Consider the following 22,347-nt stretch of genomic DNA (forward strand, 5'->3'; position numbering starts at 1 on the left):
GCGACGTTGCGCCTGAAGCTGACGCGCTCCTCGGCAAGGCTGCGTGGCCTCATATCCTTGACGGACTCGCTGGCGGGAGCCCATCCGTGCTTAGCGGCTGCGGATGAGCGGCCGATGCGTCTTGGTCACGAGGTCCCCTTTCGGTTTCTGATCTGCGGGATCCCGAGATCAGCGATGTGGGTTGAGCTGCGCGTAGCAGCCCGGTCCAGGGCGGCCAGCTTCTTGCCTGCGGCTTCGAGGCTGACCTGGAGTCCTTCCGCTTCGCCGAGCCAGCCGTTCGACTTGGCCTCTTTAATACGGTCGTTGAGGCTGTGGGTGATCTCGATCAGTCGCTGTCGTTGTCTTGGGTCGATCCGCAGCATCGGGCAGCGAACACAGGCGTGCTCGTGTTTGCAGGGAGTCCCGTAGGGACGTCCGCAGGTGCCCAACTCGACTTTGCGAAGCGCGAAATGCTGCTGGAACTCGCGCCATTCCTCATCGGTCGGGTCCCGGTACTCAGCCTCAGGCCGAAGGCTGCGCCGCTGTGCGAGGAAGGACCGGTAGGAGCGGATGAGGTCGTCCTGGAACACGGCGAGGTATGCCTGCGTGGTCGCCAAGTCCTCGTGTCCCAGAAGGCGGGCAGCGATGTGGACGGGGAGTCCTCCGGTGACCGCCTCGGTCGCGAACATCCTGCGGAAGTCGTGGGCGGTGAACTTCAGCGGTTCACCGGCCGCATCACACAGTCCGGTGCGGGCGAGGGCGGCGTCCAGGAGGTCTTGGACGGTGCCGGGGGAGATCACTTCGTTGCGGTGACCGCGCGGGCGTCGTTGGAAGAGGTGGGGCAGTATCGGGCCGAAGGCCCGTTCATGGGTGTCGTATCGGCTGGTCATCGGGATCGTGCCGCCGTTGGTGTTGCGCAGGCGCGTGATGATCGTGGCCAGGACGCTGGCCAGTTCCGGGCTGACCAGCAGCAGCCGTTCCTGGTTGTTCTTCGACGGCACGATCTGCAGGAGTGGGACCAGCTCGCCGCTGTCAGCCATGCGGTAGGAGACGAGAGAGAGGTGGGTGATCTCCAGGAGCTCTTCGCGCCGGATTCCGGTGTGGCGAAGAGTTTCGATGACGGCCCAGGACCAGAACGCCTCATCCTCATGCTGGTTCAGGTCGATGGTCTCGCCGGTGCCGGGGTCCTCGACGAGAACCACCTCGGTGCGGGCCCGCTTCTCGGACTTCAGATGGGTCTTGTAGATCACGCGGCGATAGGCGACCCCAGCGTGCTCGAACGTCTCCCCGACGGCCGTGGCCTTCGCCGCAGCCAGAAGAGTCTCCTGGTCACGACGGTGGCGTTCGGCCGTCTCGGCCAGCACCGGCAGTTGCGGCAGCCGCTCGCGGACCCGCTGGTGCATCTTCGCGATGGTGCTGCGGCGTTGCTTTTGCAGGCCGTCGGTCTCACCGCGACGCACCGGGCTGGGCACTGCGTGCGGCGCCCAGGACGGGTCATCCAGGGCCCACTCCTGAAGGTCCAGGTAGAAGCTGCGGACCTCGACCAGGATGAGCAGGTAGGACTTGCGCCGCCGGGGTGCAGACCGGCGCTTGGTGACGTACTTCAATCGCTCCTTCCAGGCCGTCGCGACCTCTTCGGGCAGGTGCAGGCTGGCGACGTCGGGATGGTGTTCTTCGATGTCGGACCAGAAGGAACCCACGAGGTGGCCGATCAGGGCGACGAAGGAGGGATAGTCCAGGCTCGGTCGGCGCTCGTCGAGGTAGCGGATCAGCACGTCCCGCACTTCTCGGCAGCGCAGCTGGTAGCGGTCGACGAGTTCCTGGGTCGGCCGTTGTCCTTGGTGGCAGAACTCCTTGAAGCTGACGTTCGCCGGCAGGACGTCGACGCTTCGCAGCAGATCCCAGGCTGGGAAGATGCCAGGCGGGACCCGGTTTTCCCGGTTCAGACCCCAAGTGCGGAAGTGTTCGAAGTCCTCGCCGGACAGCTGGTCGAAGTTCTTTCCCGTGTGCAGGACCATCTTGGCCAGCACCTTTATGCCCTGTTCGAGACGTCGCGAGGGCATGCCGGCCGCAGCCGACCGCCTGAGCATCTCTGCGACCAGGTCCGGCTGGACAGTGCGCTGTACTTCCTGAAACAGGCAGCCAGAGCTGAATGCCGTCAGGAAGTCGTAGTCGGGTAGCACGACTCGGTTCAGCAAGAGACTGATCGCTCCGAGTCGGGACAGGGCTCGCCGCCGGTCAACACCCGCGGAATAGCCTTCGGGCAACGTGTTGAGCCAGTCCAGCCTGCGGTCGGCGCCGGCGGCGATCCACCGCCGCTGCCATCCGTCGCCCGGCTGCTTGTTCAGCCAGTCGAGGATGCCCTGGGCTCCGAGTTTCAGGTCACGCAGCCGATCCTCCGAGTAGCCGATGCGTTTGCCGTGTGTGGTCAGCAGCGGCAGAAGGCCCGAAGGGGTGAGATCGTCGTTCGGGCCCGTGCGCGGCGTCTCCGGCGCCGAAGTGGTGCCGGTGCCCTCGGACCGGGGTGCGGGAAGTGACACGGTGGTTGTGTCGGTCATCGCGGGATACCTCCCAGCAGCACCGCCAGGTCGTCCGCGTCGTAGCCAACGGCGCCGTGGTCTGCTGCCGTCTCCGCTGCCGGTTCTGCCTGGTCGGCGAGGTATTGATGGACCCGGCGCAGGACCTCCTGGTCGTCTTCGACAAGGTAGATCTGGGTGGTGGTCAAGTGCGCATGTCCGAGGATCACTTGGACGTCCCGCAGGGACAGCCGCTGGGAGCGGACCATGCGCAGGGCGCTGGTGTGCCTCAGGTCGTGCATTGTCCAGTTCGTGCCCAGCGCCTCGTTCGCGCGCCGCAGTACCGCCCGCAGCGCGTCGTAGGTGAGCGGCCGACGCTCCAGCACATCCCCTGACCGCTCCCGGCGCCGCAGCGTCCACCAGACCGGCTCATCCGGACCCAGCGGGCCAAGTTCCTCCAGGTAGAGCCGCAGCCAGATGAACGACTCGGCGCTGGCCGGCAGCCACTGCTGCATGCCGCTGCCCTTGCGGCGGACCTGGGCCAGCTGATCACCCCAGTCCAGATCGGTGCCCCGCAGACCCAGGAGCTCACTTGCGCGGGCGGCTGTACTGACCGCGAGCGCGAGGATCGCACGGTCCCGGTTCGAGCGCATCGCCGCGAACAGCTCGATCCACCGCTCATCCGGCATGGCCCGGGGCCGCTGCCGGGGCAGCTTCGGGTTGTAGCGAAGCCGCCCCTCCGCCCGGAACGGCTCCAGCGGGTTGTGATGCGCGTTCGCCCGCCGACCCCGGCTCCGATCCCGTCGAACCGGGTTGACCAGCGGGCCGTCACCCGCGTCGATGACGAACTCGTAGAAGCACCGCAGCACCGCGTTGCTGTGCCGGATCGTCCGCGCACTGTAGCGGTCTCCCGGGTACTGCTTCCGCGTCACTGGGTTGACCTGACCCGCCGTCGCAGCCGACCTCGTCCTCGGCAAGCGCCGCTGCTTCTCCGCCTGCCCCATCCACAGCACGAAGTCGCGGACCTCGGCGGAGGTCACCTTGTCCCAGGGCACGTCGATAGCCTGGAGGAAGCGCCACCATCGGTACAGGTCAAAGGCGTAGCTGCGGACACTGCCCGCAGAATGGCCGCGGGCCAGAAAGTCGCGCAGGAACCGACGGATCGGCTCCACCGGCTGACCCCGCTGGTCCAGGACCATGTACGGGATCACGTCGCCAGTCGGTACGACGCGCCCCCATCGTGGAAGCAGAATCGCCCGCAGATCGCGGTGAACGTCGGGGGACAAAGACATACAACCTCTCCTCCAGTTGGCTGTATGTCTCGTACCGGTCGCCATCCCACCGCGACCTCCGACACACCGACTTGGCCTGCGGTAGTCCGGTCAACATGGTCGACGTCGGCCAGGACCACGACCGCTCGCGGGTCCCGCAGCAGGGCGTTGGCGCGGCGGGTGAATGCCTCGCGCGTCCGCAGCCCGGTCAGCGGGTCACGGCGGGCGACGTTCAGGCGGCGCCGCAGCCATAGCGTGTGGGCCGTCCAGCCGGAGGCGACCGGCGCCGCCGCGGACAACATGGTCACCAGGGTGTTCATGCCGCCGCCCCCTCTGTCCCGTCGTCGTCGCCGTCGACGGAGTGCAGGCGGCGCCCCTCGGCCCGCTCATTCAGCAGCAGGTCCCGCAGCGCGCGGGAGTTGGCGGCAGAGCAGTGCAGCGTGGTCCGGATGGCTTCCGCGTTGATCGCGTCATCGGCCCAGTCGGCCGTGGCCTCACGCGCCTCGGCAAGCAGTTCCGCCGAGGTCCGCGGCGCCTTGGCACTCTTGGCATTGCCCTTGGTGCTGGCCTGGCGTTTGCGCGGCGCCTTGGGCGCCTCCGGCTTCGGTTTCCCCGCCTGCTGCGTCGGAATGGGCGGGACGCCCTCGCTCGCCGGGGCCAACTCGCCCAGCCTCAGGAGCACGCGTTCCGGCCGCGGAGTCTTCGACCGCCACCGCCGACCGTGCCGCTCCCGCAGCCGGGCGTGGGCCAACTGCCGTTCCCGCTCCCGCTTCAGCGCCTCGGAGTACGAGGTGATCTCCCACAGCGTCATCCGCCGCCACAGGGCGAACGTCGACAGCGGGGCGAGCATCCAGCGGGAGAACCGCACCTTCTCCATGCGCCGGCCGGTCGCGGCGCCGATCCGTACGGCGTAGACATGGGCCCCGATCTCGGAGAACACCACCCACAGCAGCGGCATCGTGCCGTGCGCAACTTGCGCCCACAGCGAGTGCCCGGCCGCGACGTTCAGCCCGCAGGTGACCAGCGTCAGCGCCCAGGGCACGAACCGCACCCACGCCAACGCCATGTCCATCCGGATCAGCAGCAGGTTGGCCACGGTGAACACCGGAATGGCCACGTCGATGCCGACCGGCAGCATCCATGGCTCGCCGAACCCCCACCGGGCAGCGGCAGAGGAGACCGCGTCGAACGAGGCGATCAGCCCCAGTGCGCCGACGCCGGCCGCGGCTAACGCGCCCAGCCCGGCAAGGCCCATCTCCGGCTTCGTCAGCGGCGGCACCGTCTGCCGCGCCGTATCGGTTGCGATCGTCATGCCGCCGCTCCCTTCCGGGAGGACCGGCGGCACCTGGCCGGGCCCGCCAGCGAGACGATGTTGAACAGCTCCGGGGCGTGCGCCTCGATCACCTCGGCGGCGATGCGAGCCACGTCGTCCGACAAGTTGCAGTACTCCGGGTCGGAGAGGATGTCGCGCGCCGCGTCCAGGCGGGCCGCACGCTCTTCATCCGTCTCGCCCTCGACCCCGAGCCACAGCTCAATCGGGGTGCCGAGGGCAAGTTCCACGAAGTCCTCGGCGGATACGGCCTGTTGCTGGCCGATGTACGTGCGCATGGACCTTCTCCTGAGTCGATGGGACAGGGAGAGCCACGACGACGGGCGACCTTGCTGGGGAGTCCCGCGCCATAGATTCAGATTGACCTAGGTCAATCTAGCTGTCAAGGGGACGGCGGGAGAGTAGAGATTGACCTAGGTCCGGCTACTCTCGAACCCATGGAGCAGAGCTCAGAGGCGCCCAGGCAGGCCCCGACGGCCAAGGACATCGCTGCGGAGTTCCGCGCGAAGATCACAGGCCCGAACCGCGAGTACGAACCGGGAGACCAGCTTCCTGCCGCTCGTAAGCTCGCCAAGGAACTTGGCGTGCAGCTCATGACCGTGCAGAGCGCGTACGGCCAGCTCCGCAACGAGGGGCTGATTCTTACCCAGCAAGGCCGCGGGACGTTCGTCCGCGATCCGTCTGCCCCGCTCGGCACCGAACCGGGCAGCAGCCCCACATTCACCGCGCTGGCGGCAGAACTCAGCTCGATTCATGACGCTCTTCGTCTGCTCGGTGACCGGCTGGACCGTCTTGAGCAGATCGTTGGCAACGGGACTCCGCCCTCGCGGTGAGTTCGTCCGTACGCCTCAGCAGTCGTTCAGCCTTGGCGCGCGCCTCGCTCAGACTCGCTTCGATCAGGGCGAGTTCTAAGGGGGTCAGCCCTCCCAGCTCGCCGCTTCGCTCGTTGATCCCTGACATGCCAAGGAGCATGCGGCCGGAAGCGGCAGAGGACCCGGACAGACTGTCCGGGTCCTCGTTCCTTGCACGTCAAGCACGTTGACGCTTCGTCATCGGTTTGCCCTGTCCACAGCGTCCAGTACTACTGCCCAGGGGAGTTCACGTCCTGCGGGCGCTTCCCTCGGCTCGTACAGCGGCCACACGGCCGGCCCGTACACGAGGTGCACTCCCCCGGCCCGAAGGGCGTCGATGTGGCCTTGCCATGCGGGGTGGCGAGCGTGCGCCGCGTTCACCCGCGGGAAGACGACGACCGGGAGACCAAGGGTGCCGATAGCCTCACCGACCTGCGTCAGAGCCTGATTGTCCATCACCCCAGTGGCAAGCTTGGCAACCATGTTGGCCGACGCGGGAGCGACCGCGTAACAGTCAACTGGCGGGTGTGGGCGAGCCTCGCTGGGAAGGCGCGGTTCATCACGCACGCGCAGGCCAGTGAGCTTCTCCAGCTGCTCAACCTCGCCACTCATCCGCAACCACTCACCTGCGGTCGGCGTCAGGGTGACGGCCACCCGCCATCCGCGGTCCATCGCGGGCTCAACGAGACCGGTGCGAAGCTTCTCCACCCCGCCGGCCGCTGACCCGACGATTCCGAGCACCCCACGCTTGCCTGAACTCACTGCACCGCCCTGCATCGCTGAGCCATCGCGAACACCTCGGACGAACGCGAACCGCCGGTCACAGGAGACTGCTTGATGAGATCCCGAAGCGTCTCGCGCACCCTGGGATTGTTGCGTACCAGCTGTGGCGACGTGCGCTCAGCCGTACGCAGCTCCGCGAACGCCTCATCCCCCTGCCCCGCGAGCGACAGAGCCCGCGCGAAGTCGATGCGATGCGAGACGCTGCGTTCCTGCGGCATATGGTCGACGTTGATCCGGCCGTGCTCCACCACGTAGGACACGTTGTCGAGGTCCAGCTCAATGGACAGGCGATGGAGCAGTACGTTCGTCGGTCCGAATCCGGTCTGCCAGTGGTTCTCATCCGCCCTGAGATCATCCGCGAGTTCTTGGGCTCGGCCCAGCAGTGACGTTGCGGTGGGTCGGTCCTGATGCCGAGCCGCCGCAACAGCCGCACGCAGGTGGATCATCCCCAGCAAACTAAGCGCGGCCGGGTCGCTGTCCGTGACCTGAGCCGACAGCCACGCGGCTGCCGTGTTCCCCAGTTCCAGGGCGTCGTCATAGCGCCCGTTGGCCAGCAGGGCATGCGTGCCGGAGCGTGCGGCGGACGCCAACACGAGCGGGTCGTCCGACTCGTCAGCGGCTCGCATCGCGCGCTCGGCAGCGAGCCATGAGATGTCTGACTCGCCGATCTTCGCGAGCGTGGTTGCGGCGAGGTGGTGCGTGCGGGCGGATACGGCCCAGCAATCGCTACGCTCATCACCCTGGCGTACCGCCCGATCCTCCAGCTCCTGTGCGGTCTGCAGCAGTGCGGGAAGGGCGGCGATGACGCTGCCGAGTCGTCCGCCCTGGTAGTCGCTCCATGCCTGCTCGACGCGTACGGCCATTGGAGCGGGTGTCGGAAGCTGCGCCTCAGCTTCGAGGCCGAACAGGAGACGCCGAGAGTCGACGCGGGCTCATGAGGGCGTCACGTACGGCGGGGACGTCATCCTGTTGCCGCTCATCGTCCATGAGAACGGTCTGACCGAGCAGGTCCCCGAGAGGCACGCGCAGGATGCGCGACAGCTCCGCGAGCATGTCGATGCGGGGTGGCTTCCTACGCCCCGTCTCGATCTTCGCGAGCCAGTCAGTGCTACGACCGACAAGGCCGGCCAGCACCTCTTGTGTGTAGCCGCGGCGCTTCCGGTAGAACGCGATGCGCTCGCCGATGCTGAGGTGATCTCCAAGACCACGCATGGGGCGTTGCCTCCGGCTGCTGAGTAGGGGCGTCATTCACGGTACCGACGTGGCGAGAAGCGAGTAAGTGAACTCACCCCTTTCCGCCACCATGACCAGCGTGTGGCGCTGAACGTGAGAGAACCCGGACGGACTGTCCGGGTCTCATAAGACCCTGCTTGGAGATGTCCGGGCTGTCCGGCTGTCCGGTTAGGGCTCTCATCTGCAGAAACGGGCCGGACAGCTCAAAGTGCCGGTGTCCGGGCTGTCCGGTCACAGACGGCTGCAACACCCCGGGTGTTACAGCCCGTCGTCGGAGCCGACCTCTCGATGGGCGCAGGAGCCCGAGGCGACTTCCGATCCGCTCGCCTCTCGAGGGGTGCACAGTTGCTTGTTGAGTGCGGGTGGCGTGCTGGAGGCCCGTGCGTGTCAGGCTGCGATGGCCAGGTCTTGTTCGGCCCAGATGACCTTGCCGCTCGCTACCGGGCGAGCGCCCCATCTGTGGGACAGCTGGGCGACGAGGAAGAGGCCGCGGCCGTTTTCGTCGGTCGTGTGTGCGTGACGCAGACGCGGGGAGTTGGCGTCGGTGTCGAATACTTCGCAGGTCAGGACGTGGTGGTGGATCAGGCGCAGTCCGATCGGGCCTGTGCTGTGGCGGATGGCGTTGGTGACCAGTTCACTGACGATGAGTTGCGTGGGGTCCTGGAGATCTTCCAGGCCCCATGCGGTCAGTTGGCGGGCTGCCATGTGCCGGGCGCTGCGGACAGCGCTCTGGTCACTCGGCAGTGTCCAGGAGGCGACCTGGGTGGGGCTGAGTGAGAGCGTCCGCGCCAGGAGCAGGGTGATGTCGTCGGAGGGTGCCTGGCCTGGGAAGTCTTCCGTTGCTCGGGTGCAGAGGTCTTCCAGGGAGCGGCTTGGTTGTGCCAGGGCGGTGCCGAGGCGGTGCATGCCGGCGTCGATGTCGTCGTCGCGGGTTTCGATCAGGCCGTCGGTGTACAGGGCGAGGAGACTTCCCTCGGGCAGTTCCAACGTCACGGCCTCGAAGGGGACGCCCAGCCCGAGGCCGAGTGGGCTTCCGGCGGGCAGGTCGGGGAAGGTGACCTGGCCGTGCGGGTCGATGATCGCGGGCGGAGGGTGCCCGGCCCGTGCCATGGTGCACCGGCGGGTGACCGGGTCGTAGACGGCATACAGACAGGTGGCGCCTATCACCGCGGGGGGCTGGTCCGGGGCGTCGGTGTCTTCCTCGGCCAGCCGCTGGAAGGTGTCATCGAGGTGGGCCAGCAGTTCGTCGGGGGGCAGTTCCATGTGGGCGAGCGTGCGGACGGCGGTGCGGAGCCTCCCCATGGTCGCGGCGGCGTTGATGCCGTGTCCGACGACATCGCCGACGACGAGGGCCACCCGGGCGCCGGACAGCGGGATCACGTCGAACCAGTCGCCTCCGACGCCGGCGTCCGTGTCGGCCGGCAGATAGCGCGAGGCCACCTCGACCGCGGCGCCGCCCATCAAACGGTGGGGGAGCAGGTTGCGTTGCAGCGCGAGGGCTGTGGTGTGTTCGCGGGCGTACTGGCGGGCGTTGTCCAAGGACAGCGCGGCCCGGGTGACGAGCTCCTCGGCGAGCATCAGGTCATCCTCCTTGAACGGTATGGGGTCCTCGGTGCGGACGAACAGCGCGACGCCCAGGACGGCGCGCCGTGCGCGGATGGGCACGATCATCAGGGAGTGCACCCCGTTCTCACGCATCTTCTGCGCCCGCGCTGGGTCGTGGTCGATCCATGTCCCAGGGGAGGTGTCCAGTACCGGTTCCAGGTGGGACCTTCCCGTACGCAGGACGTTGGCGAGCGGCGAGGCCGGGGGGACGGAAATCGTCTCCCCTCGCGCGAACGACGACTCCGGGACCCCGGGGCGGATCGAGGCCTGACCGGCACGGCGGAAAACGGGAGGGCGACCGCTCATCACGTCGAATCGGGCAGAGGGCTCTTCGCCGGACGGGATGGACTCCGCCAGGTCGACGGCGGCGTAGTCGGCCAGCGCGGGCACGGCAAGGTCGGCCAATTCCTGCCCGGTCTGCATGATGTCCAGGGTGCGGCCGATACGCGTGCTGGCCTGGCTGAGGATGGCAAGGCGCTCATGCACCCGCCTGCTGCTGGTGCCATCCACGCTCATGCTGCACACCCCCAGCGCCTTGCCGTCCGTGTCCTGGAGGCACGAGGCCGAGAATGCGTGCGCCCGGCGCGGATCTTCCGCCGGCCACGCCCGGTACCCCTGGACCGCGGTGGTGCCGCTCGCCAGCGCCTGCCGCATCACCGCTTCAAGGGCTTCGGCCTCGAGGCCGGCCAGTTCTTCGGTGAGTCGGCGGCCGAACCGCCGGTCACGGGAGATGCCGTCGTGGCTCTCTATCGTGTCGTTCACCCAGACACAACGCAGCTGCGGGTCACGAACGACGATGCCGATCGGCTCGCGGGTGATGAGCGCCTCCCGCACCGATCCGTCCGTCGTTTCCTGGGAGAGCGTGTCGATGTCGGTGATGGACACAAGCCACCGGACCGTTCCGTCCTGCCCCCACAACATCGAGCTCCGGTGGTTGATGTTGAGGACGCGGCCGTCTCGGTGGCGCACCGCCATAGTGCCCGACCAGCCATTTTGGACACGCCAATGCTCGATGTACGCCGATATCGTCGGCATTTCCTCGGAAAATGGCAGTACGAGTGCGGCAGACCGGCCCACCACCTCCCCGGCGCAATATCCGACAAGCCGCTCGGCGGTCTGCGTCCATGCGACCACCGTCCCATGCTCGTCGAGCATCGCGACCGCCGACTCGGACATCTCGCGCGTCGATTCGTTCAGCACCATGCCGACGACGCTACGGTCTCAGTAGTACGAGAAAACGGTCCATTTATATGACAGATTCCCGGACCAATTCCGCGTCCGGTCCGCCCCCGCGTTCGGCGCCGACCTCCATCTGGAGCTGTGCGGACCCGGGCAGCCTAGGCGGTTCGGCAGAGCTGGGAGGCGCCCGTCGTCGCTCTGCCGGTGGGGACTCACGTCGGTGGAGAGGTCATCGGTCGCCAGCGCTTCGGAGTCTTCATCCGTGTAGTTGGTGTCCCGAACGCTGGGGTGGCGGTCAGGCAAGATGGGGCCCTTCTTACCGTGCAGGGCTTACAGCCCGCCGGCGAAGCCGGCCTCTCAACGGGCGTAGGAGCTGGAGGCGACTTCCGATCTGCTCTGCCTTCACGAGGCGCGCGTGGCCCACAACGGACCTACTCCCTGCCTGATACGCACTATCTGCGATACAGGAGGGCACCGCACACCTCCCGTGATCAAGGAACCTGCTGCTCAGAGCCCATTTGCAAGCCCAACTTTGATTGGGCTCCGGAGCCGTGTGCGCAGGTTCGAATCCTGCCGGGGGCACCCCTTCTGAGGTGCCCAAAGACCCCGTCACCAGCGGAAACGCTGAGGCCGGGGTCTTCGTGTATGCGCTGCCATATGCGGCCCTGAGCGGCCCTATGACGCCGTCTGTGGACTATTCGTGGACAGGATCTTGGTGCATCGGCCCAGGTCATCGAGGCCTTTCCTGAACCCGGCCGGCGTGACGTCATGCCGCGCCCGACCGCTCCGAGACATGCGCCATCAACGGTGCCCAGCAGGACGTCAACGGTTCCGGTGACCATGAGGACCCCTGTCATGGCGTGGGCATGAGAGCTCCTCTTCAGCCACGGTCGGCATCGACCGACGGGGCAGCAAAGTACTGGGCGTACCGCGTCCCAGCAAAGTGCTCCCCCATCAACCGAGAAAGGAGCAGGACCGACGACAGCGGACGGTGGTTCACCACGAGATGTTGCGTCTGTCCCTCTGCGTTCCTGTAGACGACAGCGATGTTTGCGATCGGCTCACCGCCCACCGTCGACGTGTAGTCCTCGACTAAGCCGTTCTCTCCGTACCCGCCGATGTAGATGAAGTCCTGGTACTCGTACAGAGTGCGCGCATGGGACAGCACCGTGCGAACGTCCTCCACCCCCCGCACGACCCCGTTCAGCGTCGAGCCCTCCATCGTCACATCGTCGGCAAGGTTGTCCAGCCAATGGGGGTAATAATCCGTGCGCTGCCGCGCCGGGTCGCCGCTGCCCAGATACATCGGTTTCGTCTTGTCAGCCATCTTCCAGCCGTCCTAGCAAGGGGCCGGTCCCGCTGGGAGCGGCCCTGACCTGACGAGTCAGACGAAATAACGTAACAAATTTGCGCATTTCGGCTAGGAGCCGCCTTGGGCGCGTCCAACAGCTCGGCGTGCCAGTCGTACGGCTGAGACACGACGAAGCCCCCGGCCCATGCGAACCAGGGGCTAATGCCGATCTGCCTTATCACTCGTATTCGCGCAACAACTCTTCGATCTTGCGGTTGGCGATTTCCTGTCGTCCATCAATACATTTGGCGTAGCGGCTCAGCAGCACCTCAACACTGTTGCCCGCACGTTCGGCCACTTCGGTCGGGTCCACTCCGGAGTTGAGCCACGTCGACAGCGCCGAGTGTCGGAGGTCGTACGGCCGGGCAGCGAGCGGTGAGGCGACCGCGGCCGGCGGGAGCGCCAGCGCCCGAGCCTCCTGCCAGACGCGGCAGTACGTCGAGGAGCGACCACTCCCCCACGCTCGTTCGTGAACAGCCGCCCATCCCCCGCGGTGCCAAACACGGCCAGGTGCTCCCGGAGGATCACGACGAGCTGAGGCATGATCGGCACCAGCCGGACCTCCTCCACAGGCCGGTTCTTGAGTCCGCGGTCGTCGTGCGTCTCTCCGGAATCGGTCCATTGCTTGCCGACGCTGGGACGGGTGCGGTTCAACAGCGCCGTTCCCCAGCCGTCCTCGGGCAACTTCAGGTCCGCCACCGTGAGACCGACGGCTTCGGCCGGGCGTAAGGCGCCGTAGTACATACAGGCGAACAGCCCGACGAGTCGACGACCGCGAGCACCGCGGTGCGCAGCCGACCCATGGTGACCGCGGAGCGCAGGCCATGGCCGACCACGTCCCCGACCACCAGAGCGGTGCGGTGGCCTGGGAGGGAAACACGTCGAACCAGTCCCCGCCGACCTCGGCTTCGGCGGGCACGTACCGACACGCCACTTGGACGGCGCTGGTGTCGGCAGCACCCGGGGCAGCAGGCTGCGCTGCAGCGTGATGACGATGGCGTGCTCACGGGAATAGCGGCGAGCCAGCTGAGAGACCACAAGGCCGACCACGAGCAGCAGCCCGGCGGTGACGATGTCGTCCGCGTTGCTGAAGCGGGTGAAGCTTTCGTGCGGAGTGGTGAAGAAGAACGCGAACCACACGGCGGCGGACAGGGCCGTGAGGACCGCTACCCAGCGGTAGCTGACGGCAGCCACCGTCGCGACGACCAACAGATCCGACGGGCCTCCGCGGTCGCGATCCATGACGATTGGCGAAGGCGTGGTCTGCCGCGCTTTATGGCGCTGATCAGCCGAGCAAGGCACCGAGCAAGCCGCCGAGCAAGCCGCCGCCGTCGATTGCGGTAGGGCTGGGGGTGGGAGGGGAATCCATGCTGGTGGTTCCGCCGCTGGTGAGGTCTGCGGGTGTAGCGGGGGGCCGCGAGGAGGTGGAGGTTGCCGTGGTCACCTTGATGGCGTCAGCGGTGTTGACGGGGGTGCCTGAAAGGTCGGAGACCGGCTCTTGAGCCGGTCTGGTCGGCAACGTACTTGTGCCGGGCCAGGTGGTAGTGCTGGCCGGGACGGTGGAGTCGTGTTGGCCGGAGGACTTCTCGCGCCAAGGCATGGTCGGCGCCACCGTGAGGGCCACCACGCCCAGGACCACAGTGAGCATGGCCGCCGTCACCGCAAGGACTTTCTTGCGGTTCGGGTGGCGCGGCTCGGGCGGCACCGTCGGGGTTGCGGACGGTGAGGGCAAGGCATCGGCGGAGGTAGCAGATGGCCCAGTGGCCCCGTCGTCGGCGGTCTCGCCATCGTCATGCCCCTGGTCCTGGCGCTGGAGCTGTGGCGACGGGGCGTGGGTGAGGAGGGCCTGTGCTACCGCATCGGGGAGCCAGCCGGCCTCGGCGAGCACCTGGGTGGCAGTGGTGTGCCCATCACTCTCGCCGAGCGCTCGGGTCAGTGCCGCCACAAGGTCGGGTACGGTGGGCCGCTGGCCGGGGTCCTTGGCCAGGCACTGGCCGATCACGTCCAGGCCGGGCGGCACCCCGCCGAGGTCAGGCTCTTCGTACACGGCACGGAAGTTCACCGCGAGCGCAGAGCCGGTCCCGAAGGGGCCGACTCCGGTGGCCGCGAAAGCCAGTACCGCGCCCAAGGAGAACACGTCACTGGCCGGGCCAACCGTTTTTTCGGTCATCTGTTCGGGCGACATGAATCCGGGAGTCCCGGCCATCGTCCCGGTCTGGGTCAGGACACTCGCCCCGGCTACGGCTGAGATTCCGAAGTCGATCAGGCGTGGGCCATCAGCGGACAGCAGCACGTTCGACGGCTTCAGGTCCCGGTGGACGAGCCCGGCCCCGTGGATGGCCTCCAGTGCCTCGGCCAACCCCGCTCCCAGGGTCAGCACCGACCTCTGCGACCACGCCCCGTGGGTGCGCACCGCCGCCTCCAGCGACATCCCCGGCACATACGCGGTGGCCAACCAGGCCGGGGATCCCTCGAGATCGGCATCCACCACCGCCGCAGTGAAGAACCCGGTCACCCGCCGGGCCGCCTCGACCTCCCTGGCGAACCGCCGCCGAAACCCCGTGTCCTCCGCCAGCTCCGCCCGCACCACCTTCACGGCCACGGCGCGTCCGCTCGGGGAGCACCCCAGGTACACCCGGCCCATCCCACCCGCTCCCAGGCGCGCGACGATCCGGTACCGCCCTACCCGTCGCGGGTCTCCCACCTTCAGCTCTTCCAACGCTCCTCCAAGCCGAAGAGCCCACCCACAGGGGCTATCCGGCGATGATTACACACCCAACCATCCCTCTTTGAGGGGGATTTCCAGAGGTCTCCCCTCAGGCCGAGGCGGGCGGAGGGTCCGTACGGTCAGCGGTGGATCTTCGAGCAGGAAGTAACACCTGATGACAGACGTGACCGTGTCGGCCGATCAGCGGGCCAGACGCTCAGTCGGTCTCCGAGGTCTCCGAGGTCTCCGACTCCAGACTGCGGCGCGTCGCCGCGTCGTACACGCCCGGCTCTCCGGAGATGCCTCGGGCGCTCTGGTAGCGGCGCACGGAGTTCTCGACCTGGATGTTGAAGTTACCGGTGATGTCGTGGGTGTAGAACGAGAGCTGGCGCAGGCGCTGCTGCAGTTCCACGACCTCGGGGCCCTTGTCGCCGCGGCGCAGCACCGGTCCCGTGACGGTCTGGCTCTCACGAGGCTGCGCGGAACCGACCGAGCCAGCGGTAGGGACCGTCGGCACGCGGTTCGGGGCTGTCGGCGTGGCCGACGCCGACGCCAGCGCCGACCTCGACGTCGACGCCAAGAGCGCTGCCGGCGTGGCCGGCGCCGGTCTTGCCGTCGACGCCGAGGAACTCGCGCGCTTCGCAGCGGATGGCTCGGTGGACGCCGACGCGGAGGGTGACAAAGAGGCCGGGGTGCGGCCGGACTCTTCCGGCACGCTGGTGCGTCCGTCCTGCAGCGCGGTGTCGCGCCTTGGCTCGTCCGGGATGAGCAGCGCGCTCGTGAAGCCGGCGACGGCGACCGCGATCGCCGCGACGATCAGGGCCTGTCGGCGCCGGCCCTTCGGTCGGCGCCTCTGCCTCCCGGGGGAACTGTTGCGGGAAGGGGGGCGCGGCGGCGACAGCGGGCTGTCCGGCCCGTGCGTGGCACTTGGTGTGCGCCGTGTGCGTGGATCACTCGGCGCTACCGGTTCGTGCGGCTTCTGGAGCGGCTGGGTGTCGGCCTCGTCCGGCCCGGTCGTCGGCGGTGCCGACGGTTCCAAGAGCGAGTGGGGCACCTTCAGCGTGCGGCCGCCCACCACGCTCATGCCCGGCGGGAGGGTCGCAGAAGGCGGGGTGGTGGGGGCCGACGGCGTTCCGTGCTGTCGCGGAGCGGTGGGGCTCTGGCCCGGAGGCGGGTTGGAGGGGAGCTCTTTGGTGCCGGGCGATTTCGGCAGCTTGACGTAGATGTATGGGCGGACGCCCAGCGATTGGAAGTCCTCCGGCGCGGCCGTTTCGGACGGGCCGGCGCGGCGGGCCGTGGTGGCCACCTGCTGAGTGCACTGACAGGCGTCACTGCCCCCCGTCGCCCGTTCATTGGAACACTTCGAACACCTTTGCCCATCCATATGTGAATCCTTCCCCCTATAGACGCCTGCGATTATGCAGAGCTCGTCGCCGATCCACACGCGATTCCGTGAATCCGTTGCGGATGCGCGCGCCGTGACTGCGCCGCACCTTGAGCAACCGGGAGCGGCAGTTGGCGGCGCGCACGCTCGGCGCGCGGACATCGAATGCGCGGGGCGCACCGGCTCGGGCGCACGACGCGCAGCCGCGCGAGCATCGGCCGGATGCGCTGGTACGGGCCCCCTACGGCTCCGACGTCTCCGATTCCAGTCGCGCCGGGGCCGCCTTGCCTTGCACTCCGAGCTCGTCGCTCTTGATGCCGCGCGCCCACCTGCCAGTTCCGCACCGCGTCATCGACCTGGTGTTGGAGTTGCCGTTGCCCTCGCCGGTGTTGAGGCTCAACTGCTGGAGATGGAGCTGGAGTTCGGTGGCCTCCGGGTCGGCCTGAGCACCAGCTGCCCGATCTCCATCCGGCCCGCTGCCACATGGCCCTTCATGAACGACCGCATGCGGGCGGCCGAAGCGCTAGGTCTCCTTGGTGGTCAGAACACGTGCACTTTGCTTGAGTTTCATCCGGCTTTGAGTCGGGCGGTGCGGGTGTAGTGCGCGACGGACTTGTCGATCACGGCGAGGGCGTCGCGCAGCGGTGGGGGTGCGGGTGGGGTGTTGGCTGCCAGCAGGGGCCGTAACAGCCGGTCGTGGACCTTGGTGTAGAAGATCGCGACTCGTTGGCCGTCGTCGGTCAGCACGTAGGTGTTGGTGTGCTCCAGGCGGCGGATCAGTCCGTTGCGGCGTAGCCGGGCAAGGTCGTAGCCCATCTGATTGGTCGAGTATGGGGTGCCCAGCAGGGCGCTCACCTGGGCGCGAAGGCTCCGGTTGGTGAACCCGACGACGGTGGTTAGCAGGATGGACAGGGCGCCGGCCAGGGCCATGACCCGGGGTCGCCGAACCGCAGGGCCGGGGCCCTCCTGCCGTCGGTGGTCACCGAGGGCAGCGCGACCCGCTCAAAGGCTGGGCTCGCAAGGACGCAGCCCTGGCCGACGCGTTCAGCGTGCAGCAGTCGGGCGTTGACGGCACGGGCTTTGGTCTGAAGTTCCTCGAGGTGGTCCAGGCGGCGCAGGACTGCGAGGTCCTTCGGGGAGTTGACGACGGTCTCGATGCGCAGTGCCCGGCCTTCTTTGAGGTACTGCTTGATCCTGGAGTGCTTGTAGAACAGGTTGACCGTGACGTCGACGCCACGGGTGACCACCTTGGTGGCGAACCCGGTCTGGGTGTCCGAGCGGATGCGTCGGTCGAAGATGTAGGAGATCTCGTCCGGGCGGCCCAGTCCGAGGTTGTCGCTGACCAGGGCGTCGAAGAACGTTCGAGCGTTGCGGGGTGCGTCGAAGACCAGGGTGCGCGAGACCTCGATCTGGCGCATGGACAGCTCCCACCAGTAGCCGCCGTCGCGTTCGCGTGGACCGAAGGGCAGGGGCAGTTGGGCCATCCAGCGTTCGAAGAACACGGCGATGGCGCCGGAGTCCAGCCGGTCGCAGATCGCCTGTAGTCCGGGCGTATCGCCGCAGGAGGCGAACCCGTTGGACAGGGCCGTGAACGCGATCCCGGCTTGGGCGGCCTGCTGTTTGGCCCACTCGTGGCCGTTGACCCACACCTTGATCGGGTAAGGGAAGTAGGAGCAGATCTTGATGAACGCCGGGCCGAAGTCGGAGTCCCACAGGTAGAAGTAGAAGCAGGTCACCCGCCGGTCAGCCTTGTCGAAACCGAAGCACACGGCTCCGGGTGTGGTAGCCCGGTCGTAGCCGGTGAACACCCGTTGGAACTCTTGGGCCACGCCGATCGCGACCACCTGTGGGCGACCGGACGCCTGCGCGGCGGCCAGGTACGGCTTCATCACGTCGGCCTTGCGGGCGTCCTTCGCGAAGCGGACCACCGGGATGTGCTCGTCGCGGGCAAAGCGGGCCACTGCCGCGCGGAAGCGGTCGCCGATCTGCCCCAGCAGTGCCGGCGAGGGGACCGGGTGACCCAAGTGCCCGGTGAGGAACGTCACCACCTGGCCGCCGACTTGAAGGTTCGGCACATAGCCGTTGAGGTAGATCCGGTCCAGGCACTCCAGATCGAGCGCGACATGTCCGTCGAGTACGTCGTGGACGGTGACTGCTCCGGCTGCGTTGCCCGCTGCGATCGCCCTGCGCGCCTGTGCACCAGCCGTCACCCTGACCACCGCCCAACCGAGCACACGAACCAGCTGCTCGCAGCGTCCACCCACCCACCGCGGCTGTCATTCGAACGCCCGGACACCCACCTCGGCGGTCCGAGGCTGGCCTCACTGGGAGCGTGTCTCAGTAACCGGCAACCCGTGTGTGTCTGGTGATCACTCGTGCGGGATGATCCCGGCATGCGTGATCGGGAGGGGTTGTTCGAGGTCGAGCCGGTCGAGGGTGAACAGCCGCCCCGTCGTACGGGGGCGGTGGATAAGACGTTCCGGGCCTTCCACCCGCACCAGGTCCTGCTGCTACCGCCGTCGCTGGATGACTGGCTGCCGAAGGATCATCTGGCCCGGTTCGTGGCCGAGCAGGTCGACGACGTGCTCGACCTCTCACCGATCCTGGCGGACCACACCGAAAAGCGCCGCTTCCCGCCCTACGACCCGCGGCTGATGCTGCTGATCTACGGCTACACCACCGGGGTCCGTTCCTCCTGGGAGATCGAGCGCCGGCGCGTGGACGATGTCGCGTTTCGCTTCCCGGCCGCCGGCCAGGCCCCGGACTCCGGTCGATCGCCCGATTCCGCCGCCGCCACCTGGACTCCCTCGCGGATCTGTTCCTGCAGTCGCTGTATCTCGCGCAGAAGCTCGGCATGGTCCAGATGGTTCGCGGCGCCCTGGACGGCACGAAACTGGAGGCCAACGCCTCCAAGCACAAGGTGATGGGCTACGGCCGCCTGGTCGACAAGGAGGAGCGGATCGAGGCCGAGATCGCTGAACTGGAGGGCAACGCGGCCCTTTGCTGGCCGACGCCGAGACCAGCGACACCGCCGAGGGACCAGGCCTTCGGCATCGACGGCAAGGAGAGTGACCTGCCCACCGAGCTGGACCGACGCGAAAAGGTCCTGGCCAGGCTGCAAGCCGCCCGCAGGCACGCCACAGGCGGCGAAACGCCGAAGGGTCCCGACCGGGGAGTGCACCCCGGCCGGGACCCTTCGAGGTTCAACGCGATTCCGTCAGCCGTTGGAACGCAGGGTCCAGACGACGGTCATCTCAACTCCTTGAGCCTGGCACCTGCGGAGACGCTCGCGTTTGCCCACTTCAGGCCCCTGAAGTACAGAGACGTGGTGAGACGAATTGAGCGTCGTTGAGACGAAGGGAGGCATCCAGCGCTCCCTCACGGCTCTCTGAGAGTGATTCACCCCTTGAATCCTCCCTGAAGTTGCGCCGCGAGCAGACTCCCCACCTGCGCCAACCCCCTTGCACCAAGCCTACTGCTACGCCTGCGAGACGCGCCCGGGCTCGTACTCGACTCCCCGGCGGTAAGTGGTCTCGCGCCGCATGTCCTCCATGGCGATGACGCATTCCTCGCAGGCGCGGATGTCCTGGGTGCCGCCGGCCGCGCTCCGCACCGTCCAGACGTGAGTGGTCGGCACTTCACCCTTGCCTGGGTGCCGAAAGCAGGCCCCCAACTCCCAGGCGTACAGCTTGAGGATCTGCTCGCGATCCATACCTATCTCCTGTGTAGTGGCATGTGAGGGGAGCGTGGGGGGTGCGTGGCCTTGGTTCCCGCGTCTGGTGCGCGGGATGCGCTGGGCAAACACGGTTCATCCGAAGGAGTGAACAAGCGTTCGATTCTAGGACACTACCTGTGACCCTGCGGCATATGCCACGTCGCCGCAGGGCTGTGTAGTGCGGGCTTGCACTGTCAGTTGCAGTTGACGCGAGGACCTTTGCCTCTTTTACGACGAGGGAGTGGCCGTCCGTCGCACGAGTTTCAAGATCAGAAAATGCCCGGTTCTCCGGGCTGACTTTTGATCACGGTCGGCCCGGCGTAGGCCGGATGCCCCACCTGCCAGACAACGTCGACGCCTGGCTCGCGCATGAACGCCGCGCCATCGGCGGCCTAGGTGGAACTGCGCCGTCACGCCCGCTCCCAGAAGGAAGAGGTGTCGTGAACAATCACCTAACCGAGCGTCAGAAACGAATCCTGAAGTGCATCAGGGACTGGATCAGCGAGTACGGAGAGACACCCTCGGTGCGGGCGATCGGTCAAGTCGTTAGCCTGTCGAGCCAGTCCTCCGTGGCTTACCAGCTCGACAGGATGGAACAGCTTGGGGCCATCGACCAGAGCGTGCGCCGCGGTAGAGGTCGAGGCATCTCGCTGCCGCGATAGATGGAGCGGCGGGGTTTCCCTGCAGTGGTCCGGAGCCGCCTCAGGTACAGACACGGTCAGCTGCGCCAAGGCGTCCGACACACCTCCGACACAGTCTGTGTCGCTGGCGCCCTTAGATGGACATCGCCGCAGGTCAGAGAGCTATGCAGAGTGATCGACGCATTCACTCCGGAGCCGCGTGCGCAGGCTCGAATCCTGCCGGGGGCACTCGCCGATAACCAGCACAGATCATGCGCTGACCAGGGCGAATGCCGATGCCAAAGGGCGGGGATCAGTCTCACTGAGTCCCGCCCTTTGTCACTGCTGCGCACTGCTCGCGATAGACCTGCGATAGCCGTGGCGATCTAGCTACGCGACGTACACGCCATCGCTAGTGGGGCTTGGTTATCTTGGGGGAAGGAGGGCGTGTTGGCCTCGCGGAGGTGAGGGCCATGACTCCGCAGGAGCTCGTGGAGGCCCAGGACCGGTTGGCGGCGTTCGCGGCCGAGGTGTTCGCCCCGTTGGGACGGTCCGACCAGCGGCGGTGGGGCGAGCGGTATGTGCGCGGGCTGCTCGGTGCGGGCCGCCGCAAGTCGATGGAGCCGATGGCGGCCCGGCTGGGGGTGGACCGGCAGGGCCTGCAGCAGTTCCTGGCCGACGCCCCGTGGTCCCATCAGATGGTGCTGGCCGAGCTGGCCTGGCGCATGGAGCCGGTCATCCGCCCGGCCGCCTGGGTGATCGACGATGTGTCCTTTCCCAAGGACGGCCACGCCTCGCCCGGCGTGGCCGCGCAGTACTGCGGGGCGCTGGGCAAGACCGCCAACTGCCAGGTCGCCCCGAGCGTGCACCTGGTCACCGACGCGGCCTCCTGTCCGGTGAACTGGCGGCTGTTCCTGCCCGAGCAGTGGGACGTGACCGCCGCGCCCGCCGAGGACGCCGACCAGGTGGCCAAGCGCCGCCGCCGGGCCCACATCCCCGACGAGGTCTGGCATGTCGCCAAGTGGCAGCTGGCCGTCGACATGGTCGACGAGCTGCGGTGCTGGGGGCTGGACCCGCCGCTGATCGTGGCCGACGAGGGCTACGGTCAAGACGGTGCCTTCCGGCTGGCGTTGGAAGAGCGCGGCATCGACTACGTGGTCGGGGTGCGTTCGGACACCGCGGTGCTGCCCGAGACCGCCACGCGTACCGCTCCGGCCTGGTCGGGCACCGGCCGGCCCCCGGTGCCCCGCTACCGGCAGGCACCCACCTCGGTGCGCACGCTGGTGCAGGACGCCGGGCACGGCGCCCTGCACCGGGTGACCTGGCGGCAGGGCTCCAAGGGCCCGTTGCGCTCGCGGTTCGCCGCACTGCGGGTGCGCCCCGCCGGAGTGCGGCTGCGCCGGGCGCACCCCGGCGAGGACCTGCCGGTGTGCTGGCTGCTGGCCGAGTGGCCCGCCGGCGAGAAGGAGCCGACCAAGTACTGGCTCTCCACGCTGCCCGCGGACACCCCCCTGCGGCACCTGGTGCGCTCGGCGAAGCTCCGCTGGCGGGTCGAGCACGACTACCGCGAGCTGAAGACCGCCTTGGGGCTAGGTCACTTCGAGGGCCGCACCTGGAACGGCTTCCACCGGCACCTCACCCTGGCCTCGGTCGCCCAGGCGTTTTGCACCCTGGAGCGACTGTCCCCGAAAGCGGCGGCCACGGCCTGACGACCTACCAGGTCGTGGCCGGACTGCAGGTCCTGCTGGCCTGCTGGGCCGGGCGCTGCCCGCTGTGCCGGACGCCGCTGCCCCCACCCAGACACACCAAGCCCATCCCAACCT

18 protein-coding genes and 4 pseudogenes are annotated in these 22,347 nt (G+C 67.7%); 5 read left to right on the top strand and 17 right to left on the bottom strand.

Going from position 1 to position 22,347, the window contains the following annotated elements; genetic code table 11:
• Positions 1-125: 125 nt before the first annotated feature.
• From ACQEXA_RS20245 to ACQEXA_RS20265, 5 genes and pseudogenes are all read right to left on the bottom strand, one after another.
• Positions 126-2,537, bottom strand: a complete 2,412-nt coding sequence (locus ACQEXA_RS20245; protein WP_433130732.1) for a tyrosine-type recombinase/integrase — start codon at positions 2,535-2,537, stop codon at positions 126-128.
• Positions 2,534-3,787, bottom strand: a complete 1,254-nt coding sequence (locus ACQEXA_RS20250) for a tyrosine-type recombinase/integrase (RefSeq protein WP_433130734.1) — start codon at positions 3,785-3,787, stop codon at positions 2,534-2,536. The genes ACQEXA_RS20245 and ACQEXA_RS20250 overlap by 4 nt, the downstream gene beginning before the upstream one ends.
• A gap of 98 nt (positions 3,788-3,885) precedes the next feature.
• A pseudogene (locus ACQEXA_RS20255) lies at positions 3,886-4,086 on the bottom strand (GGDEF domain-containing protein); the annotation flags it as partial.
• A complete protein-coding gene (locus tag ACQEXA_RS20260) occupies positions 4,083-5,078 on the bottom strand; it encodes a DUF2637 domain-containing protein (protein WP_432932559.1) in 996 nt (331 codons plus the stop codon). The gene ACQEXA_RS20260 and the pseudogene ACQEXA_RS20255, both read right to left, overlap by 4 nt.
• Entirely contained in the window at positions 5,075-5,374 is a 300-nt protein-coding gene (locus tag ACQEXA_RS20265) for a hypothetical protein (RefSeq protein ID WP_432932558.1), read from the bottom strand. The genes ACQEXA_RS20260 and ACQEXA_RS20265 overlap by 4 nt, the downstream gene beginning before the upstream one ends.
• A 159-nt stretch (positions 5,375-5,533) precedes the next feature.
• Between ACQEXA_RS20265 and ACQEXA_RS20270 the strand changes: the two genes are divergently transcribed.
• Positions 5,534-5,929: a GntR family transcriptional regulator gene (locus ACQEXA_RS20270; protein ID WP_432932556.1), complete on the top strand. Its 396-nt coding sequence runs from the start codon at positions 5,534-5,536 to the stop codon at positions 5,927-5,929.
• 216 nt (positions 5,930-6,145) lie between these two features.
• Here the strand turns inward: ACQEXA_RS20270 and ACQEXA_RS20275 are convergent, their stop codons facing one another.
• From ACQEXA_RS20275 to ACQEXA_RS20315, 9 genes and pseudogenes are all read right to left on the bottom strand, one after another.
• Entirely contained in the window at positions 6,146-6,688 is a 543-nt protein-coding gene (locus ACQEXA_RS20275; RefSeq protein WP_432932554.1) for a flavoprotein, read from the bottom strand.
• Between the two features lie 17 nt (positions 6,689-6,705).
• Complete coding sequence (locus tag ACQEXA_RS20280) at positions 6,706-7,593, bottom strand: transcriptional regulator (RefSeq protein WP_433130736.1); 888 nt, start codon at positions 7,591-7,593, stop codon at positions 6,706-6,708.
• A gap of 25 nt (positions 7,594-7,618) precedes the next feature.
• A complete protein-coding gene (locus tag ACQEXA_RS20285) occupies positions 7,619-7,942 on the bottom strand; it encodes a helix-turn-helix domain-containing protein (protein ID WP_433130738.1) in 324 nt (107 codons plus the stop codon).
• A gap of 408 nt (positions 7,943-8,350) precedes the next feature.
• Positions 8,351-10,771 (bottom strand): SpoIIE family protein phosphatase, encoded by a 2,421-nt coding sequence (locus tag ACQEXA_RS20290; RefSeq protein WP_433130740.1) that lies wholly within the window; start codon positions 10,769-10,771, stop codon positions 8,351-8,353.
• 856 nt (positions 10,772-11,627) lie between these two features.
• On the bottom strand, positions 11,628-12,074 hold the full coding sequence (locus ACQEXA_RS20295) for a hypothetical protein (protein ID WP_432932548.1): 447 nt from the start codon (positions 12,072-12,074) through the stop codon (positions 11,628-11,630).
• A 202-nt stretch (positions 12,075-12,276) separates the two neighbouring features.
• Positions 12,277-12,887 (bottom strand): annotated as a pseudogene (locus ACQEXA_RS20300) (tyrosine-type recombinase/integrase); the annotation flags it as partial.
• Positions 12,863-13,340 (bottom strand): annotated as a pseudogene (locus ACQEXA_RS20305) (PP2C family protein-serine/threonine phosphatase); the annotation flags it as partial. The pseudogenes ACQEXA_RS20305 and ACQEXA_RS20300, both read right to left, overlap by 25 nt.
• A 43-nt stretch (positions 13,341-13,383) precedes the next feature.
• Positions 13,384-14,817 carry a protein kinase domain-containing protein gene (locus tag ACQEXA_RS20310; protein ID WP_433130743.1) on the bottom strand — a complete coding sequence of 478 codons (1,434 nt, stop codon included), beginning with the start codon at positions 14,815-14,817 and terminating at the stop codon, positions 13,384-13,386.
• A gap of 205 nt (positions 14,818-15,022) precedes the next feature.
• Positions 15,023-15,322 carry a peptidoglycan-binding domain-containing protein gene (locus ACQEXA_RS20315; RefSeq protein WP_432932544.1) on the bottom strand — a complete coding sequence of 100 codons (300 nt, stop codon included), beginning with the start codon at positions 15,320-15,322 and terminating at the stop codon, positions 15,023-15,025.
• A gap of 19 nt (positions 15,323-15,341) precedes the next feature.
• Here ACQEXA_RS20315 and ACQEXA_RS20320 point away from each other — a divergent pair, with 19 nt between their 5' ends.
• On the top strand, positions 15,342-16,028 hold the full coding sequence (locus tag ACQEXA_RS20320; protein WP_432932542.1) for a hypothetical protein: 687 nt from the start codon (positions 15,342-15,344) through the stop codon (positions 16,026-16,028).
• A 728-nt stretch (positions 16,029-16,756) separates the two neighbouring features.
• Here the strand turns inward: ACQEXA_RS20320 and ACQEXA_RS20325 are convergent.
• Both ACQEXA_RS20325 and ACQEXA_RS20330 read right to left on the bottom strand, forming a co-directional pair.
• A complete protein-coding gene (locus ACQEXA_RS20325; protein WP_432922668.1) occupies positions 16,757-17,119 on the bottom strand; it encodes a hypothetical protein in 363 nt (120 codons plus the stop codon).
• A complete protein-coding gene (locus ACQEXA_RS20330) occupies positions 17,086-18,399 on the bottom strand; it encodes a hypothetical protein (protein ID WP_433130745.1) in 1,314 nt (437 codons plus the stop codon). The genes ACQEXA_RS20325 and ACQEXA_RS20330 overlap by 34 nt, the downstream gene beginning before the upstream one ends.
• A gap of 255 nt (positions 18,400-18,654) precedes the next feature.
• Here ACQEXA_RS20330 and ACQEXA_RS20335 point away from each other — a divergent pair.
• Positions 18,655-19,349 (top strand): annotated as a pseudogene (locus ACQEXA_RS20335) (transposase); the annotation flags it as partial.
• 318 nt (positions 19,350-19,667) lie between these two features.
• On the opposite strand, the gene ACQEXA_RS20340 reads toward ACQEXA_RS20335, so the two are convergent.
• Positions 19,668-19,901, bottom strand: a complete 234-nt coding sequence (locus ACQEXA_RS20340) for a hypothetical protein (protein ID WP_432932539.1) — start codon at positions 19,899-19,901, stop codon at positions 19,668-19,670.
• Between the two features lie 332 nt (positions 19,902-20,233).
• Between ACQEXA_RS20340 and ACQEXA_RS20345 the strand changes: the two genes are divergently transcribed.
• Both ACQEXA_RS20345 and ACQEXA_RS20350 read left to right on the top strand, forming a co-directional pair.
• Entirely contained in the window at positions 20,234-20,566 is a 333-nt protein-coding gene (locus ACQEXA_RS20345) for a hypothetical protein (RefSeq protein WP_432932538.1), read from the top strand.
• A gap of 431 nt (positions 20,567-20,997) precedes the next feature.
• Positions 20,998-22,233, top strand: a complete 1,236-nt coding sequence (locus tag ACQEXA_RS20350) for an IS701 family transposase (RefSeq protein WP_432937488.1) — start codon at positions 20,998-21,000, stop codon at positions 22,231-22,233.
• Positions 22,234-22,347: the final 114 nt, after the last annotated feature.

Source organism: Streptomyces sp. CA-106110 (assembly GCF_050936285.1).
Lineage (GTDB): Bacteria > Actinomycetota > Actinomycetes > Streptomycetales > Streptomycetaceae > Streptomyces.